The following is an 18099-nucleotide window of genomic DNA, read 5'->3' as shown; positions in this document are numbered from 1 at the left end:
GGTCCTCGTGCCGGTTGGATGTGACGACACGTCCGATCGGCGCGGGGAGGCGGGATGGCACAGCCGGTCAGGGTCCGTACGTTGACCAAGCAGGAGGGGCAGAAACTGCTGCGGATCGTGCGACGGGGCAGCACCAGCACGGTGCAGTTCCGCAGGGCGATGATGCTGCTGGCCTCAGCGGGCGGGAACACCGTGCCGGTGATCGCGCGGCTCGTGCAGGCGGACGAGGACACCGTCCGGGACGTGATCCACAAGTTCAACGAGATCGGGCTGGCCTGTCTGGCCCCTCGGTGGGCGGGAGGCCGTCCCCGCCTGCTCAGCGATGACGACGAGGACTTCGTCATCCAGATGGCCACCACCTGCCCGGCCAAGCTCGGCAAGCCCTTCACCCGCTGGTCGATCCGGAAACTCGCCGATCACCTGCGCCGCGACCTCGCCCGCCCGATACGGATCGGCCGCGAGGCCCTGCGCTGCCTACTTGCCAGCCGCGGGGTCACATTCCAGCGCACCAAGACGTGGAAGGAGTCCATCGACCCGGACTTCGACGCCAAGCTGGACCGCATCGAGTACGTGCTCCACGAGCGCCCGGACCGGACCTTCGCCTTCGACGGGTTCGGGCCGCTGGGCATCCGCCCGACGGCCGGGGCCTGCTGGGCCGAGCGGGGCAGGCCGGACCGGTTGCCGGCGACCTATCACCGCACTCACGGGACCCGTTACTTCCATGGCTGCTACTCGGTCGGCGACGACACCCTGTGGGGCGTCAGCAGACGCCGCAAGGGCATCGGCCCGACCTGGGCCGCGCTCAAGAGCATCCGTGCGGCCCGCCCGGACGGCGCCCCGGTCCATGTGATCCTGGACAATCTCTCAGCCCACAAGAACGGGCGTATGCGCCGCTGGGCGACGAGGAACAAGGTCGAGCAGTGCTTCACCCCGACGAACGCGTCCTGGGCCAACCCGATCGAGGCACACTTCGGGCCGCTGCGGCAGTTCACCCTCGCCAACTCCCACCACCCCAACCACACCGTCCAGACCCCCCAGTTGCACCGCTATCTGCGATGGCGCAACCAGAACCCCCGCCACCCCGACGCCCTGGCCGCACAGCGCCGCGAACGCGCCCGCATTCGCAGCGAGAAGGGATTTCGCTGGGGCGGACGCCCCCCTCGCAGCCGCAGCCTGAACTCAAGTGTGCCCTCGCATCACCTTCGCCAGAACAGGTGATGCGTCACGCCACTCGGGCTGGGCACGACCTCCAGGTGGAACTTGTCGAGCAACTCATCGGGGAACTCCCAGAGGCGCAGTCCAGACCCGAGCTTTACCGGCGAGACCGCCACATGCATGGTGTCGACGAGGTCAGCATCAAGGAACTGCCGGATGGTGGTAACCCCACCACCGAGCCGGACATCCTTGCCCTGCGCCGATTCCCGCGCCCGTTCGAGGACCGTGGCCGGGCTGCCGTCGACGAAGTGGAACGTGGTGTCGGAGAGCGTGAACGACGGACGCTTGTGGTGGGTCATGACGAACACCGGCGTGCGGAACGGGTGCTCCTCCCCCACCAGCCGAGCCACTCATGGTCCTGCCAGGGCCAGCACTGGGGCCCGAACTTGTTGCGGCCCATGATCTCGGCACCAATGTTGCGTGCGAAGTCCCGCGTGAAGTAGTCGTCGAGGCCCCGGCTCCCCCAGGATCCGTGCGCATGGGCCAGCTCGCCGTGGCGCCGGCCCGGGCGAACAGCCTCTCGGGTGTCCGAGGCCTGGGTCAGGGGTTCATGCGGGTATTCGGACGACTGGTTGGTGCTGTTGCTCATCCCGGTGATCCTGTGGGTGCCGCTCGGGCCCTTCGTCATGGGCGCTTTGGGGACGTGGTGCGCCCTCGGACCTGGCTGGCGGCCGCGGTTGTTGTCGGTGCTGCTGCCGCTGGAGCCGACGGGGTTCCCGGTGATCCTCCAACTGCGGGACCCCACCTTGAGCGATCCGATCTGGAGGGACGACTTCCTGGGCACGATCTACGTCTGCGTCCTGGGCGTCACTGTGCTGCCCTGGTTGCTCGGCTACGGGGTCACACGTGTGACGCGCACCCTGCGCGCCCGCCGGAGCAAGGCATGAGGTGACGAACAGTGCCACTGCCCTTTCCGTCGCACGCCGCCGTGATGTCGTTGAAGATAGGGCGGCCTCACTGGTCCGACGGCGTCGCGCTGGTGGTCGGGTGCACCGCGCCGGACCTCGCCTACGCGGTGGGCGCGCCCTGCCGACGTACGGGCACACCTGGGCCGGACTCGCCCTGTGGGGCGTCCCCTTGAGTGTCGTCGCCACGCTGCTCATCCGGCGGGTCGGCCCCTGTCGTCGCCCGGCACCTGCGGGGCTGGTGGCGTGAGTACGGAGTCCTGGGGCAGGTGCGCCATCGCTGGTACGTCACCGTGATCTCGGCGTGGCTCGGCGCGGTCACCCACGGGCTCTGGGACGACGTCACGCACGGCGGCCGGCCGGGACGTCACTGGGCTTCGCCGTACTCGGGAGTCCCATGGTGCCCGGCATACCGTGGTGGATCGGCCCTGCACAGGCGTCCACGCCGGCCGGAATCGTCGGCTGGGTCTGGGCGACCGTCCCCATCGGGCGTCGCGGGCTGCTGAGGCGCTGCACGGCTCGCCTCCACGGGGCGTCGTACGGGCCCCTACTGTTCTGGGCGCCGGTGGCGGTGAAGACGACGCTGGGCGCCGTCGCCTCCGCCCTGTTGCCCGATGGGCGTATCCCGGTCGTCTTCTTCGAACGGTTCCTGTGCGTGTCTGCGGGCGCGTTGGTGCTGACCGCGACTGTCGTCGTTCCGCTTGCGGATTACGTAACCAGATACGTAGTTCTACGGAGGTCCGTTACCTCCCGGCCGTCTATGTTCGACGAGTCGAATGGCACGAACGGTTTTGAGGGGACTGAGTGACAAGCAACGCCCATGGGATGCGGGGCAGTTGGACGACGCTGCTGGTCGCGGGGACTCTGCTGGCCGGGTGTTCGGCCCAGGGGACGGACAACCAGCTTTCCCGGCAGAGCGATTCGCCCTCGGCCGGTACTTCACCGCGCGCCTCGGCCAGTTCCTCGCCGGTCAAGGGGGAGACCCCGTCGGCCGGCGTGTCCGCCGCCTCTTCCGTCTTCACGCCCGATGCCTCCCTCGTCCCCCGCACCGCGAAGGACGGGCGCCGGCTGACCGAATCCGTCGTGCTCGCCCCGGCCGGCTGGGGGCGGAGTTTCGTCGCCCAGACTCCGGCCGAGAGCACCCCGGGCACCTGGGCCGCGCTGAACGAGGACTGCCGCTGGCAGCGTGAGAAGCTCTCGCGCGGGATGCTGTCGAGCACGTCCCGCTACAGTCGGCTCCCGGCCGGCGCAGGCAAGGGCGCGGTCAAGGTGACGGCGGTCGCCACCGTGCACGCCTCCGTCCTCGGCGCCGACGAGCAGCTGAGCACCACCCTCGAAGAGGTGCTGCGCTGCCCGGAGCAGCGGCCCCGGTCCGACGAACGGATCACGGGTCTCATGTCGCTCGGCACCCCCTTCGGCGCCCGCGAGCAGGAGTACGCCGACGACTCCGTACTCGAGGCCGGCCAATACGTCGAGAACGGCGGTGCCGCACAGCCGTACCGGTGGATGGTCGCCCGGCTGGGCACGGTCGTCGTGGCCGTCTCCGTGACGGGCGCGAAGGGCAACACCGCGCAGGAACTCGAACAACTGGGGAGCAAGGCCCTGGCTCAGATGCTGACGCGCATCGAGCAGCGGCTGAAAGGGAAGTGATGGAGCCGCTGCGAACTTCGGATCCTGCCAGGCTGGCGGGCTACCGGCTGCTGGGACGGCTCGGCGCGGGCGGTATGGGGGTGGTGTACCTGGCCCGCTCGGCCGGCGGAACTCTGGTCGCGCTGAAGGTGATTCAGGCCGAGTACGCCGAGGACCCCGATTTCCGGGAGCGATTCCGGCGTGAGGCGGACACGGCCCGCCGGATGACCAGCCCGTGGGTGGCGTCCCTGGTGGACGCGGACCCCGAGGCGGCACCGCCCTGGCTCGCGACCACCTTCGTTCCCGGTCCCTCGCTCGCCGACGCCCTCGCCGCGCACGGGCCGCTGCCGGTGCCGAGCCTGCGGGTGCTCGGGGCGCGGCTCGCCGAGGCGCTGCGGGAGCTGCACGCGGCCGGTCTCGTGCACCGGGACGTCAAGCCGGGCAATGTGCTGCTGGCGCTCGAGGGCCCACGGCTGATCGACTTCGGTGTGGCCCGCAATTCCGAGGACACTGCGCTCACCTCGACCGGTGTCGTGGTGGGCACGCCGGGGTTCCTGCCACCGGAACAGGCGCTCGGCGGTCGGGATCCGGAACCGGCCGGAGACGTCTTCTCGTTGGGCTGCGTGCTGGCCTTCGCCGCGACGGGGCGCCTTCCGTTCGGCACCGGGGCGATCGACGCGCTGCTGTACCGGACGGTGCACGACGCGCCGGATCTGGAGGGTGTTCCGGCGGAGCTCGCCGAGGTGGTGAGCAGTTGTCTGGAGAAGGACCCGGAGCTGCGGCCCATGGCCGAGGCACTGTCCGAGGCCCTCACGGCCGCCGCGCCCTCGTCGGCCGCCTCACCTTCCGACCCGCGGGAGGCCCTGAGAGTCGTACGTCCTCCAGAACCCGAGGACGACAGGATTCCCCACGAAACGGTGCCGGCCCCCGGCGACGAGGCCTGGCTGCCTGAGCCGTTGGTCAGGCTGATCGCGGAACGGTCGGCCGCCGGGCTCGCGCTGCCCTCCATCGACGAGACCGAGGTCGACGCCGCGTCCGTCGGCACCGCTGCGACGGACACGGCGGCCGCGCAGCCCGCGGCCCGTGCCGTCGGCAGACGCCGTTTCCTCCTGCTGGCCGGAGGCGCGGCGGTGGTCACGGCCGGGGGCGGACTGGCCGCGTGGGCGGCCCTCTCCGGTGACGGCGAGAACGACAACGCCGCCCCGAACTCCAGCAGTCCCGTGTACACCCTCGGTCTGCACGCCGACCTGAGCGGCGATCAGAAGGCGGCCGGCCGGGCTCAGGAGCGGGGGCTGCGGCTGGCGGTCGACGAGTTCAACTCCCGTGCGGACAGTCCCTTCGTTCTCGCTGTGAAGACGGTGGACGACGGTGGCGATCCGGCCCGGGCACCCAAGGCGGCCGCGCAGCTCGTCGCCGACCGCTCCGTGCTGGCCGTGATCGGTCCCACCACGGACGCCACCGCCCTGGCCTCGCTGGCGGCGTACGACGCGGCCTCACTGCCCCTGATCGCGGTGTCGCCCGGCGCCACCGTGCTGGGGGTGATGGGCAGCCGGTCCTTCCTGCACGCCCGGGTGACGGACACGGTCCTGCCGTTCTACCTGGACGCGTATGTGCGCGGCACCGCGAAGTCGCGCACGGTCGGGATCGTCGACGACCGGGCGGCGGACGCCTACGGCTGGGAGATCAGCAGCACCCTCGCCAACATCCTGCGGAAGGAACGGCAGCCGGCCGTGCCGAAGGTGGTCAGCGCCCTGCGCACCGACTTCGGGCCGACCCTGGATGCCCTGCTCGACGGGGGCGCGGACTCCGTGGTGTTCGCCGGCTACCACGACCGGGCAGCGCTGCTGGCCCGGGAACTGGGCAGTCGTGACTTCCCGGGGGCCAGGGCCGCCGCCCAGGGGGTGCTCGACGCACGGTTCCTGTCCGCCGCGGGGGACGCGGCCGACGGCTGGGTGATCGTCGCCCCGGTCATGGACGCCACCGTGGCGCCCGAGGCGAAGGCGTTCCGGGCCGCTCACCGCAAGCGTTTCGACGCGGAGCCGGAGCGGTACGCCGTCGAGACGTACGACGTGGCGCAGCTTTCCGTACGTGCTCTGCGCTCGCTGACTGCCGGGCGCCGCACCCGGCAGAACCTGACGACGGCGCTGCGCTCGGCCACGTACAAGGGGATCAGCCGGAACCTCGCGTTCGACAAGACGACCGGGGCCCTGGTCATCGACGGCAGCGGGGTCTACCTGTGGAAGGTCGCCGGCGGCCGGTTCGCGTACCAGGGCGTGGCGCCGTTCCAGGTGTCCACCTGATGGGGCGCTCGTACCAGGTGTCCACCGGATGAGGCGCTGATGGAGCCGTTGCGCGGCGCCGACCCGGCCAGGATCGCGGGCTACCGGCTGCTGCGCCGGCTGGGCGCGGGCGGCATGGGTGTGGTGTACCTGGCCCGCTCTGCCGGAGGCGCGCTCGCCGCGGTGAAGGTGATCCGCGCGGCGCACGCGGACGACGCGGGGTTCCGGGCCCGTTTCCGCCGTGAGGTGGAGACGGGGGGCCGGGTCGCCAACCCCTGGGTGGTACCGCTGCTCGACGCGGACCCGGACGCGGAGTCGCCGTGGCTCGCCACGGCGTTCGTGCCGGGGCCCTCGCTGGCGGAGGCGGTGCAGGAGTGCGGGCCGCTGCCGTACGGGACCGTTCGTGTCCTGGGCGTGCGGCTGGCCGAGGCGCTGGACGCGGTGCACGGGGCGGGGCTGGTGCACCGGGACGTCAAACCCGGCAATGTGCTGCTCGCCGTCGACGGACCCCGGATGATCGACTTCGGTATCGCCCGGATGCCGGAGGACACCGCGCTCACCGCCAGCGGGATGGTGGTCGGCTCCCCCGGGTTCCTCTCCCCCGAACAGGCGCAGGGCAGGGGCCGGGAGATCGGGCCGGCCAGTGACGTCTTCTCGCTCGGCTGTCTGCTGGCGTACGCCGTGACGGGCGAGCGCCCCTTCGGGCATGGCTCCGCGGCCGGGATGCTGGTGCGCACGGTCCATGACGAGCCGGAACTGGACGGCGTACCGGAGTCGTTGCTGCCACTGCTGCGGGGGTGCCTGGCGAAGGAGCCCGGCTCCCGGCCGGCCGTGGCCGAGATACGTCGGGCCCTGGACGGTACGGGCGAGGGCGGGGGCTGGTTGCCGGAGTCCCTGACCCGGCTGATCGCGCGCCGTTCGGCCGCCGTGCTCGCTTTGCCCGCCGTCGACGCGACCGAGGTGTCCGGAGCGTCCGGGGCGACGGTGGCCGACGCGGCGCCCGGCGATGAGACGGCCGTCGGTCCGGCAGGCGCAACGCGCCGCCGCTTCCTGGTACTTGGCTCGGCCGCCGGGGTCCTGGCGGCCGGCGGAACGGCAGCGTGGTGGACGGCGAACCGTCCCGGCCGCGCCTCGGCCCAGGGAAGCGGAACCCGGCTCCCGCGTCTGGTAGTCGCCCTGCACGCCGACCTGAGCGGCAGCGGCCGTACGACGGGCCGCGCCCAGGAGAACGGCGTCCGGCTCGCCGTTGACCACCTCAACTCCCGCGCCGGGCGCGGCTTCGACCTGGCGCTCCAGGTGCACGACGACGAAGGCAGCGCGACCCGGGCGCGGCAGGTCGCCCGGCGGCTGGCGGCCGACGACCGGGTCCGCGCGGTGCTCGGGCCGACCACCGACGCCTGTGCGAAGGCCACCCTCGGCCTCTACCAGCAGGCACGGCTCCCGATGGTCACCGTGTCGGTCGGACTCGACGACGTGTCCCCCACCAAGTACCGGGTGTACGCGGCCACCCGCCCCAATGACGCGACCCTGGCGGCGCCGGTCGTCGCGTACCTCGTCCGCACCGCCGGGGCCCGCAAAACGGTGCTGATCGACGATGGCGCCGAGGGCGACTTCAGCTGGCGTCTGTGCGCCGGCGTCGACGAGGCCGTCCGATCCGGGCAGCGCACCACGGTTCGGCGCACCCTCGCCGCCGAGGACGACGCGGACGGCGACTTCCGGGCCCTCGCGGAGTCGGTGACGGATGCGGGAGCGGACGCGGTGGTGTTCGGCGGCGGGTACGCGCGGGCCGCACAGCTGGCCCGGGCGCTGCGCTCCGCCGGCTACTCCGGTGCGCGGCTGGCCGGCCAACGCGCCCTCGACCCCCGCTTCCTCACCTCGGCGGGCGACGCCGCCGACGGATGGGTGTTTGCCACCGCCTTCCTCGATCCGGCCCGGGTGACGGCCGCGAAGTCCTTCGTCGCCGCCTACCGCGCCCGCTTCGACACCGCACCGCCCTGGTACTCCGCCGAGGCCTACGACGCGACGCTCTTCGTGGCCCGCGCCATGACGGCCCTGGGCGCGTCGCGCGCGGAACGGGGCGCGATCGTGGGCCGGTTGCGCGAGACCGGCTACCGGGGGATCACCAAACGGCTGCGCTACGACGCGTCCACCTACCGCTACACGGACGCGATGTACCTGTTCCGGGCGACCGGGGGCGCCTTCCGCTGTCTCGGCGACTACCGGGACGCCACGGCCTGAGTTTCGGTGTTCAAGCGCGCCGGTCCAGGGCGGCACGCGTCATGAGGCTCGCCAGCGCCGAGCGGGACGACACGGAGGTCTTCCGGTAGATCGCCGACAGGTGGGTCTCGACCGTACGGCGGCTGAGGTACAGCTTGGTCGCGATGGCCTGGTTGCTCAGTCCTTCGGCGACGAGTTCCGCGATCTCCCATTCACGTGCGGTCAGTTGATCGAGTTCCGTGGGAGCGAGGGGTGCCTCCTCTGCTGGGGGACGCACGAGCGCGGCCAGGTCGGACAGCAGGCGCGCGCCGCCGTCGTCGGCGATACGGCGGGCCCGCTCCCACATCGCGACGGCGCGCGGACGGTCGCCCGCGGCCTGGGCCTGGACGGTCGCCAGCAGCAGGGAGTACGCCTCCCAGAGCCTCGCGCCGGAGGGTGCGTACGCCTGCGCGGCACGCTCGAAGAGCTCTGCGGCCGCGCGGGCGTCACCCTGGTGCTGGGCGAGCGCCGCCTCGGCCCGCAGTGCCGCCCCGCGCTGGCCGTGCAGCCCCATCCGGTCGGCCTCCTCGACGGCTCGTGCGGCCCAGCGCGCGGCCTGCTCGACGTCGCCGATCGCGAGGGCGGTGCTGACGAGAGTGTCCAGCTGGCCTGGGCGTATGGAGGGTTGCAACCCCAGCAGTTCAGGACCGCCCGCCCTCAGGATGGCGTCCTGCGCGCGGTACTGGTCGCCGCTCACGAGCGCCGTGTGACCGAGCACGCAGCCGGCCAGCGACGCCCACCAGTGGCGGCTTCCGCCGGCCGCGGCCACGGCCTCCTCGGCGGTCAGCAAGGCCCTGGTGTCGCCCAGGGGGCGGTGCGGGAGCAGGATCAGCGCCTTGAAACACAGGGTGAAGGCCAGGAGATCGCTGCTGCCGATGGCTCGTGCGACGGATTCCGCCTCCTCCGCCGACTCGAGGGCGGACGGCAGCCGACAGGTGTTGAGGTGCACGAAGGCCTTGCTGCTCAGCAGGTGTGGCATGACGTGGACCTGGCCGCTGCGACGGGCGATGTCCAGCCCCCGGTCGGCGTGGCGTTCCGCGTCGGTGTAGCGCTCCAGCAGGGCTTCCGCCCAGGCCAGCCACACCAGTGACTCGCACAGTTCCGTGAGGTTGGGGTCGGTCAGACCGTCGGCGAGCCCGGCGGCGGCATCGGCGAACCGGCGGGCCGCCTCCGTCTCCCCTTCGTAGGCCTCGCCCAAGGACCCGAGCGCCAGGGCCCCCACCTCTCCCATGAGGTCGCCGTGGGAGCGGGCCGTCGCGAGCGTCCGCTCGATGTCGTCGCGTACGTCCGGGTAGGAGACGGTGTTCAGGGCCGCCATGCCCAGCGCGAGCCCCAGGGAGACCGCCTGGCGGGGCTCAGGACCAGGGCTGCGGACCAGTTCCCGTTGCAGCAGGGCGATCGCTTCCGGGGAGTGTCCGAGGTGCCGTTCCATCATCGCGCACAGCGCTATCGCGTCCCCGCGCAGCGACGCGTCGTCCGGCCCGGACCTGCTGATCAGCGTGTGGAGCAGATCGCGGCTCTCCCGCAGGCTGCCGCCCACACCGAGGGCTCTGGCGCGCGCCAGCGTCAAATCCCCACGCTGCTGGGCGTGGGCGGGTGCCTCCGGCATGAGTCGGAGGACGACCTGCAGCAGATGAGCGGCGGTAGCGGGCGCTGTGTCGGCGAATTGGGCGGCCGCCTCGCTCAACACGGCCGCCGACACCGGATCCCAGCCGACCAGCGACCTCTCGACATGATGAGCCCGCTCGGCGGCGGAGGCTCCTGCCCGCGCCAGTTCGTCCGCCGCGCCCCGGTGGATCTCGGCGCGGCGCGGTGCGGGGGTGTGCTCGTAGACCAGTGCCCGCAGCAGCGGGTGGCGCAGGGTCCAGCGCCCGTCGGACCCCCTGCGCAGCAGATCCCGTCGCGCCAATGCACCGATGCAGTCGTCGAGTTCCTCCGCCGTGGTGGGTCCGGTCGTCAGGCTCAGCATCGCGGGCGTGGCATGGTCACCGAGGACCGCCACCGCTTCGACGGTACGGCGCTGTGCCTCGGTCAGCGCGGTCAGTTCGTCCAGCAGCAGCGATCCCAGTCCGCTCGGCACGCCGGACGCGGTGTCGTCGTGGCCCCGGACGGTGGTGCCGCGCGACGACGCGCCGTGCCGGTAGGCGTGCAGGAGGGAGAGGAGATAGAGCGGGTTGCCCTCGCTGGATTCATAGATCTTGCTGGCGTCGCCCGGTGGCAGGTCAGAGGCCAGCGCCTCGATCGAGTCCTGCTCGGGCAGCGGCCGCAGCGGCATGCGCAGTACGGCTCCGCTGTCGACGCCGCGTGCCAGAGCGGCGGCAAGCGAGTGTGGCGTCTGTCGTTCGCGCCGGGCCACGACCAGCAGCACCCGGCCTGACGCCCGGTGTCGGATCAAGTGGTCCAACAGCTCCAGGGACGCGGGATCCGCCCAGTGCAGGTCGTCCAGGGCCATCACCAGCCCGCTCCGCTCCCCGAGCCTGCTCAGCACTTCCGTGACGGCACGATAGAGGCCGAATCGATCGCGGTTGCCCGTGCCCGACGCGGCGCCGTGCACACTGTCGGCGCCGTACAGCACCGGTGCCGCCGCCTCGGGTACGTCGTCCGAGTCGAGAAGGGCACGATCGACGTCGGCGAACGCGTCCGTGAACGTCTGGAACGGAGTGTGCCGCTCGTACTCCGTGGCCCTGCCGCGCAGCACGGTCAGCCCACGCGCCCGCGCACAAAGCTCGCTCAGCAGCCGGCTCTTCCCCATGCCGGCGTCTGCGGCGATGTCGACCACGGCGGGGACGCCGTCCTTCCCCAGACCGGCGATCACCGAGTCGAACCGTCTCAGCTCCTCGGATCTGCCGACCAGCATCGTCGCCGTCCCGTCCAACGCTGGCACCAGCGCGTCTCCATTCTCCACCGTGTTTGCATGATCATTCCAGAGCGGTCCCCCGGGCGGCCGGGCCCCGGCCATCAGACCTGGGCCGGTGCGTTCCCGCTGGGTGAGTCCTCGACGCGGGTGGCCTGGGCCCGCCGGAGCACTCTCCTCAGCCCCACCAGCGAGACGGCGGTTCCGGCTCCGACGGGAACGACCGGCCAGTACGCGATGCTGTTCCCGAAAGCCGCGCACCCCATGAGCACGAAGCTCGCCGCCATCCCGACGAGGAACCCGAACGCCACCGCCGGGGACCGGTCCCGCCGCACCAGCCGCACCCGGCCGCCGAGGCCGGCCAGGTACGCGGCAGCGGCCAGGGCGAGGGCGATCAGATACCCCATGATCAACGGGTAGAGCATGAACAGTGCCATGTCCCACCCACCGGGATGCCAGCCGGGCCACACGTCACGCCCGTCGATCTCCACGACCCGCCCGTGCCACAGGCCCGCCTGGACCCGCTGTCCCTCCTGGAGGTCGTTCGCGGAATCGTCCGGGACGCCGTCCACCGTCTTCGTCTCGTCACCGACGCGCAGTTCGATCGTGTACTTGGTGGTGACGATCCAGATGCCGCTGCCGCCGTCCTGGCCTCCGCCGTCTCTCCCACTCGTCGTGTGGGACGTCAGCTTCGTGATGGTGGCCTCGGCCGTGTGCAGCGTCCCGTTCGACCGTGCGTGCGCGACGCCCGTCTCCTCGTAGGTGCGCATGGTGAGCAGCAGGATCAGGGCAGCCATGACCAGACGGAACACCCACCGCAGCGCATGGCCTCGCACTGTCCTGGGCCGCCTCGTGCCCGGTCTCGACCGCGACGTCGTGTCCCCGGTCTGCTCCTGCGTCATCGGGCCCCCTCGCCTTCCGGTCGGGGACAGACGAAAGCCGTCCCACCGGATCACACGCCGCACAGCCGACCATGGTTGCGGTCGACCACCCGGCCATGACCACGTCACGGATGGCAGATGTCCCAGGCCGTCGACCTGGTGGATGAGGGGTTCGGGGTCGACCGGTCCGCTTCGCACTGTGCGCGATCCTGCCACGGGAGCAGCCGGTACGCGCCGATCCGCTCCGTCCCGAACCGCACGTCCGCGTCCCGGCGGTGGCCAAGTCCCGTGTCTTCCGCGGCAGTTCTCCGCCGACCTGTCCCGCGGGCCGCGCGAGGCCGAGCTGCTCTCCGGCAGTCTCGGCATCGAGCGGTTCTCCCCTTACTGCCCCCGCGATGAACCACCGCTAGAGTCGCCCGGTGGCCGCGGACGGCAGGCGCATCGAGACGAGGAGCCCGGACGATGGACCTGGAGCTTCGGCATCTACGGACCTTGTGTGCGATCGCGGACGCCGGGAGTCTGGGGCGGGCCGCGGCGCTCCTGAAGTACTCTCAGCCGGCGATGAGCACCCAACTGCGCCGGATCGAGCGGCTCTTCGGTGAGGACTTGTTCGTGCGTACCGCGTCGGGAGTCGAGCCGACCCAGTACGGCCTTGAGATCCTGACTCAGGCGCGCGACATTCTGGCCCGTGCGGATGCCATCAGGCGTCGTCCGCCGGGGAACGGCGTCGGAACACCCCGGATCCTGCGCCTTGCAGCGACCAACTCGCCCGTCCTGTCCGGCATGGTCGTCCGTATACGCAGCCGGAGGCCTGATCTCACGCTGACGGTGAGCAGCGTCTACCCGTCGTCGGAGATAGTCGAGCACTTGGAGAAGGGCGAGCTGGACGCCGCGATCGCCGCGGACTACCCCGGAATGGAGCTGCGGCACTCCGCGGCCGTAGCGCATCGCGAGATCGTCAACGAACCCGCGTTCGTAGCCCTGCCCGCCGGTCACCGGCTCAAGCACCGCATGGAGGTCCCCCTCGCCGAACTCGCCGACGAGGCCTGGTTCCTGACCCCCGACGACGGTGCCGGCTGGCCGGGCGTGTTCTACGCGGCCTGCGCGGCGGCCGGGTTCACGCCCGCGGCCGTCCATGAGTACCTCGGTGACCGGCTCCAGCTCCAGGACATGATCGCCGAGGGACTCGGCGTCTCCATCGTGCAGGCCACGACCCGGCCGAACCAGGGCGTGATCGTCAAACCGCTGACCGGCACACCGCTGTGGACCCGCTATCTGCTCGCATGGCGCCGCGACCAGGTCACGGAGGACATCACGGAGACACTGTTCAGCTCCGCGCACGCGTCCTACCGCGACCTCATCACGCGGTCGGCGCACTTCCAGGCGTGGGCGGCGCAGACGTTCCATCTGCCCCGTTCCTAGGGCCGGTTACGGTGGCGCCCGCGCCTTGGGACGCAGGGTCAGGCCAGAAGCTCGCCCATCCACGTCTCGATCGCCGACGCGGTGCGCGGCAGCGCCGACGACATGAGGCGGGCGCCGTCCTGGGTGACGACCAGATCGTCCTCGATGCGCACGCCGACGCCGCGCAGCTCCGGCGGCAGCGTCAGGTCGTCCGGCTGGAGATACAGGCCCGGCTCGACGGTCAGGACGTGGCCCGCCTCCAGGACGCCGTCCAGGTACTGCTCGGCACGGGCCGCGGCGCAGTCGTGGACGTCCATGCCCAGCATGTGGCCGCTGCTGCACCACGTGTAGCGGCGGAACAGACCGCTCTCGGGCTCAAGGGCCTCGTCCGGCGTCACCGGGAGCAGGCCCCAGGAGTGCAGCCCCTCGGCGATGACCCGCATCGCAGCGAGGTGGAAGTCACGAAAGCGCGCGCCCGGTCGGACCGCAGCGATACCGGCGTCCTGCGCGGCGAGCACGAGGTCGTAGAGGTCGCGCTGCGCGGCGGTGAAGGTGCCGCTCACCGGAAGGGTGCGCGTGATGTCGGCGGTGTAGAGCGTGTCCGACTCGACGCCGGCGTCGAGCAGCAGCAGGTCACCGGGATGGACCGGACCGTCGTTGGTGATCCAGTGCAGTACGCACGCGTGCGCTCCGGCGGCGGCGATTGTCTCGTAGCCGAGGCCGTTGCCCTCGAGGCGGGCGCGCAGGCCGAAGACGCCCTCGACCCAGCGTTCGCCGCGCGGATGGCGGACGGCCTCGGGCAGTGCGCGCACGACGTCGGTGAATCCGGCCGCCGTGGCGTCCACCGCGATCTGCAGCTGCTCGACCTCCCACTCGTCCTTGACCAGGCGCATCTCGGACAGGAACGAAGCGAATTCGAGGTCGGCCTCTTCACGGCCGGTGCTGTCGACGAGCGCGTCGATCTCCGGGTCGACACCGCGCAGCAAGCGGGCCGGCCGCGCGCCGATCAGCCGGGCGGGCACGTCGTCGAGGCCCTGGGTCGCCACGCCGAGCCGTGAGGAGGCCTCGTCGAGGGTGGCGCGGCGGCCGACCCAGATCTCACCGTATCGGCGGTCGCGGTAGAACTCCCCGGTGTCGCGAGAGGATCGCGGGCGGACGTGCAGCACCGCTTCGTGACCGGAGGCGGTCGGTTCGAGGATCAGGACGCTGCCAGGCTCAGTCGCACCCGTCAGGTACGAGAACGCGGTGTGCGGCCGGAACCGGTAGTCGCAGTCGTTGCTGCGCACCTTGAGGACGCCAGAGGGAACGACGAGCCGTTCGCCGGGGAAGCGCGCGGACAGCCGGTCGCGCCGTTTGGCCGCCCACGGTGCGATCGACTGCGGGGGCGGATCGGCGCGCGGCGAAGACTCCCAGTTCCCCATGAGGAACTCGGCGAGCGCCGAGGAGACCGGAAGGTCGTGCGAACCGGTGTGGAGCGGCTTCTTCGTCGTCATACCGGGATCGTAGGGAGCAGGGGGCCGCCCCGCCCCATACCGCTTTTCCGCCGCACGCATAACACGAGCCGGAGAACTACTCGGCGTCCCCGCCCTGACCGTCAACTGCCCTTGTGGGCACGGATGTTATGGCCCGCCCCGGCATTGTCGTATCCCTTGGTCCGTTGTCATTGGCCACGGTGAGTGGGACGTTCCCCCCACGCCTCGCCGCTCGTGCTCGAAGCGACCCCCCACTCACGAAGGAGCATTGATGCGTCGTCGACCTGCCCTGCCCGGATTCCATCCCGGAAGTCCGTCCGGATTCGCGTCCAGATTCCTGGCCGTCAGCCTGGCGGTCAGCGCCCTGACAGCAGGCCTGCTGGCCGCACCGGCCCTCGCAGCAGCCGGACCGAAGACCGCTACAACGGCTGCTCCCACGACCACCGCCGTGACCAGGCCCAAGCCGCGCGCGCTGTCGCCGCTCGGCGCGAACACCACTGCGTCCGATCAAGCAGACGTCCGGAGCGGGCGACTGGCCGCCGCCCATGTCCGGCCGCTCAGCCCGCAGTTGCCGCAGACCTCCTCGACCTCGAAGACCGTACGGCCTCCCAAAGCCACCAAACACGCGGCAGCCGCATCGTGCACCCCGGCCGACTTCGGCACCCGTACCGGATCCGAACTCGTCGCGTACATCCAGGACTCGACCACCGACTGCATCAATACGCTGTTCGGCATCACCGGCACGGACGCCCGCAACGTGTTCCGCGAGGCGCAGATGGTGACCGTCGCAGGCGCCTTCCAGAACGCGTCGCAGAGGTATCCCGGCGACAACTCCACCCACGTGTGGCAGCTCGTGCTGTTCCTGCGCGCCGGCTACTACGTGCAGTACAACGACTCGGCCGACGTCGGCGACTACGGCCCGCCCCTGGCCGCGGCCATCGAAGGCGGACTGGACGCGTTCACCACCAACTGCCACTTCATGCACGTCAGTTCGGAACACGGCAACGTCCTGGGCGACGTCATCATCCTTACGGACAGCGCCAACGAGCAGGCTCGCTACCTGAACACGTACAAGCGAGTGCTGAACGCCTACGACAGCTCCTACGACGCCTACTGGAGCATGGACACGGCCGTCAACGACGTCTTCACCCCGCTCTTCCGCGGCCACTTCAACCCCGCGTTCATCAGAGCGGTCACCGCTGACCCGAGCATCATCGACACGCTGAACTCGTTCACCCTGAACCACGTGTCGATGCTGAGCGGGACCTGGTACTTCATGGCCGCCAACGCCGGAACCGAGACGGCGCGCTTCCTCGACACGGCCGGGCTCCAGGACAAGGTGCGGCCGATGGTGAAGGGCCTCCTCGGCGCCTCCTCGATCACCGGCCCGACCGCTCCGCTGTGGGTCGGCGCCGCCGAGATGACTTCCGCGCACGACGCGGCCCAATGCTCGTACTACGACACCTGCGACCTGACGTCCGAGCTCACCGCGGCGGCACTCCCCATCACCTACAAATGCGATGCCGGGCACACTTTCCTGGCCCAGTCCCTGACCGGCTCGGCGCTCGCCGAGGCCTGCAACAGCGTGCAGGGACAGGACGCCTACTTCCACGGCATAGTCAAGGACAGCGGCCCGGTCGCCGACGACCGCAACACCAACATCCAGATCGTCGTCTTCGCGAGCCCCAGGGACTACCAGACGTACTCGGGCTGGATCTTCGGCAACAGCACCAACAACGGCGGCGAATACCTGGAGGGCGACCCCGCCGACCCGAACAACCAGGCCCGCTTCGTCGCCTACGTGAAGAGCGTGGGCGACGGCTTCCCCGCGGACATCTGGAACCTGAACCACGAGTACACCCACTACCTCGACGGCCGCTACGACACGTACGGCGACTTCTCCGCGGGCCAGACGGTCCCGGACATCTGGTGGATCGAGGGCTTCGCCGAGTACGTGTCGTACAGCTACCGGGGCGTGCCCGACACCGAGGCGCTCTCCGATGCCGGGAAGCACACCTACGCCCTGAGCACCCTGTGGCAGAGCACGTACGCCAACTCCGACCTGACCCGCACTTACCCATGGGGCTACCTGGCCGTCCGCTACATGATTGAGAACCACCCGGACGACGTGCAGGCCATGCTCACCAAGTTCCGCACCGGCGACTACGCCGGAGCCTATGCGGTCTACAACACCGGCATCGGCACCCGTTACGACACGGACTTCGCCGCCTGGCTCGACACTTGCGCGGCCGGCGCCTGCCGGGGGAGCAGCAGCTGACCGAGCCCTGACGGCTGAGCCAGCCGCCAACTGCCCCTGCCTCTCTCTGTCACCCCGCGGCCTGACAAGGCGGCGGGGTGAAACGCGTGCCAGACGTACCGCTCGCGCCGCTCCTCCAAGGCAACCCAATGCCGTTGATCGAACGCTGCATTGGACACTCTGGGATCCCGGTGACCGATCGACGGCACGGCCGTTGCGCCTGGCATGTATCCATGGATCGGGCTTATCTGATGGGTCGGCCCGAACGACGTGGGCACTCTCGGCCGCTCATACCGTTGCAGCGAGCGCGAAGCGGCGATCAGGACGATGCCGCCGGCCAGCGAGAGCGGGCACACGCAGGCATGCAGCCAGCCGCGCGCATCCTCGGCTTCAGCACAGTCGCCGCACGCTCCACCCCGCCTCCAGGTCGGCGTACGTGTGGAGCGGATGTCGCGGTCTCGTTTGACCGCGCGCCCCCAGAGCCGGGCTCGAGGGATGTCTTGGCTACCCGCCCGTTGGGGCCCGTGATGTTTTCGGCGGGTCGTCATGGCACGGCGGCCGACGGGGAATGGCTGCGCTGCTAGCGGATACCCGGGTTCCTGGTGGCCTTCTGCGCCTGGACGGGGGCGGGATGCCTGGTGTCGATCTCGCCATACGCCGTGCTCAGTACGGTGCTCGACGCCGCGCGCGGCACAGCGGCCGACAGCGGGGGCGATGACCCCTCCCTGCCCGGCTGGGAAGGCGCGCTGATCCAGTTCAGCTTCATCGGGATGGGATTGGGGCTGGCACTTGCGGTCCCGGCCTACCTGCGTCGACGCTGGCCGGAGGCGTTCGCCCGTCGGGTCGGGGACGGTACCCCGTTACCTTTTCCGTGGCCCCGCAATGGGGCGCCTGGCCCCCGGGTCCGGTATGGCTGTGTGCCCCCTGTCGTACGGATGACCTGGGGGGTG

At 70.9% G+C, this 18099-nt stretch carries 11 protein-coding genes and 1 pseudogene; 8 read left to right on the top strand and 4 right to left on the bottom strand.

Annotated elements, in window-relative coordinates; all coding sequences use genetic code 11:
* The first annotated feature begins 54 nt into the window (after positions 1-54).
* Positions 55-1218, top strand: a complete 1164-nt coding sequence (locus tag ACFYR3_RS40770; RefSeq protein ID WP_389287151.1) for an IS630 family transposase — start codon at positions 55-57, stop codon at positions 1216-1218.
* Here ACFYR3_RS40770 and ACFYR3_RS40765 read toward each other — a convergent pair.
* Positions 1197-1740, bottom strand: a pseudogene (locus tag ACFYR3_RS40765) (dihydrofolate reductase family protein); the annotation flags it as partial. The gene ACFYR3_RS40770 and the pseudogene ACFYR3_RS40765 sit on opposite strands and share 22 nt — an antisense overlap.
* Before the next feature lie 50 nt (positions 1741-1790).
* On the opposite strand from ACFYR3_RS40765, the gene ACFYR3_RS40760 reads away from it, so the two are divergent.
* The 5 genes from ACFYR3_RS40760 to ACFYR3_RS40740 all read left to right on the top strand — a co-directional run bounded on the left by ACFYR3_RS40760 (position 1791) and on the right by ACFYR3_RS40740 (position 8266).
* Entirely contained in the window at positions 1791-2102 is a 312-nt protein-coding gene (locus tag ACFYR3_RS40760; protein WP_356781591.1) for a hypothetical protein, read from the top strand.
* Between the two features lie 415 nt (positions 2103-2517).
* A complete protein-coding gene (locus ACFYR3_RS40755) occupies positions 2518-2928 on the top strand; it encodes a hypothetical protein (RefSeq protein ID WP_389287149.1) in 411 nt (136 codons plus the stop codon).
* On the top strand, positions 2925-3770 hold the full coding sequence (locus tag ACFYR3_RS40750) for a hypothetical protein (RefSeq protein ID WP_389287147.1): 846 nt from the start codon (positions 2925-2927) through the stop codon (positions 3768-3770). The genes ACFYR3_RS40755 and ACFYR3_RS40750 overlap by 4 nt, the downstream gene beginning before the upstream one ends.
* A complete protein-coding gene (locus tag ACFYR3_RS40745) occupies positions 3770-6049 on the top strand; it encodes a bifunctional serine/threonine-protein kinase/ABC transporter substrate-binding protein (protein ID WP_355854465.1) in 2280 nt (759 codons plus the stop codon). Before ACFYR3_RS40750 ends, ACFYR3_RS40745 begins: the two co-directional genes overlap by 1 nt.
* A gap of 39 nt (positions 6050-6088) precedes the next feature.
* A complete protein-coding gene (locus ACFYR3_RS40740) occupies positions 6089-8266 on the top strand; it encodes a bifunctional serine/threonine-protein kinase/ABC transporter substrate-binding protein (protein ID WP_355854467.1) in 2178 nt (725 codons plus the stop codon).
* A gap of 10 nt (positions 8267-8276) precedes the next feature.
* Here the strand turns inward: ACFYR3_RS40740 and ACFYR3_RS40735 are convergent, their stop codons facing one another.
* Positions 8277-11168 carry an AAA family ATPase gene (locus ACFYR3_RS40735; protein WP_389287145.1) on the bottom strand — a complete coding sequence of 964 codons (2892 nt, stop codon included), beginning with the start codon at positions 11166-11168 and terminating at the stop codon, positions 8277-8279.
* A 74-nt stretch (positions 11169-11242) separates the two neighbouring features.
* A complete protein-coding gene (locus ACFYR3_RS40730) occupies positions 11243-11935 on the bottom strand; it encodes a hypothetical protein (protein ID WP_355854473.1) in 693 nt (230 codons plus the stop codon).
* A 546-nt stretch (positions 11936-12481) separates the two neighbouring features.
* Here ACFYR3_RS40730 and ACFYR3_RS40725 point away from each other — a divergent pair.
* Positions 12482-13441: a LysR family transcriptional regulator gene (locus ACFYR3_RS40725; protein ID WP_328664974.1), complete on the top strand. Its 960-nt coding sequence runs from the start codon at positions 12482-12484 to the stop codon at positions 13439-13441.
* A gap of 38 nt (positions 13442-13479) precedes the next feature.
* On the opposite strand, the gene ACFYR3_RS40720 is transcribed toward ACFYR3_RS40725, so the two are convergent.
* Positions 13480-14913 carry an aminopeptidase P family protein gene (locus ACFYR3_RS40720; protein ID WP_389287143.1) on the bottom strand — a complete coding sequence of 478 codons (1434 nt, stop codon included), beginning with the start codon at positions 14911-14913 and terminating at the stop codon, positions 13480-13482.
* Positions 14914-15163: 250 nt separating this feature from the next.
* Between ACFYR3_RS40720 and ACFYR3_RS40715 the strand changes: the two genes are divergently transcribed.
* On the top strand, positions 15164-17170 hold the full coding sequence (locus ACFYR3_RS40715) for a collagenase (RefSeq protein WP_355854480.1): 2007 nt from the start codon (positions 15164-15166) through the stop codon (positions 17168-17170).
* Positions 17171-18099 lie beyond the last annotated feature (929 nt).

Source organism: Streptomyces sp. NPDC005784, from assembly GCF_042871525.1.
Taxonomy (GTDB): Bacteria; Actinomycetota; Actinomycetes; order Streptomycetales; family Streptomycetaceae; genus Streptomyces.
The sequence above is the reverse complement of the archived record's forward strand: the minus strand, read 5'-3'. Positions and strand labels throughout refer to the sequence as shown.

Coding starts and splice junctions, on each gene's coding strand:
- ACFYR3_RS40725 (WP_328664974.1), top strand. CDS start 12,482: ATGGACCTGGAGCTTCGGCATCTACGGACCTTGTGTGCGATCGCGGAC.
- ACFYR3_RS40740 (WP_355854467.1), top strand. CDS start 6,089: ATGGAGCCGTTGCGCGGCGCCGACCCGGCCAGGATCGCGGGCTACCGG.
- ACFYR3_RS40720 (WP_389287143.1), bottom strand. CDS start 14,913: ATGACGACGAAGAAGCCGCTCCACACCGGTTCGCACGACCTTCCGGTC.
- ACFYR3_RS40730 (WP_355854473.1), bottom strand. CDS start 11,935: ATGGCTGCCCTGATCCTGCTGCTCACCATGCGCACCTACGAGGAGACG.
- ACFYR3_RS40755 (WP_389287149.1), top strand. CDS start 2,518: ATGGTGCCCGGCATACCGTGGTGGATCGGCCCTGCACAGGCGTCCACG.
- ACFYR3_RS40715 (WP_355854480.1), top strand. CDS start 15,164: ATGCGTCGTCGACCTGCCCTGCCCGGATTCCATCCCGGAAGTCCGTCC.
- ACFYR3_RS40770 (WP_389287151.1), top strand. CDS start 55: ATGGCACAGCCGGTCAGGGTCCGTACGTTGACCAAGCAGGAGGGGCAG.
- ACFYR3_RS40745 (WP_355854465.1), top strand. CDS start 3,770: ATGGAGCCGCTGCGAACTTCGGATCCTGCCAGGCTGGCGGGCTACCGG.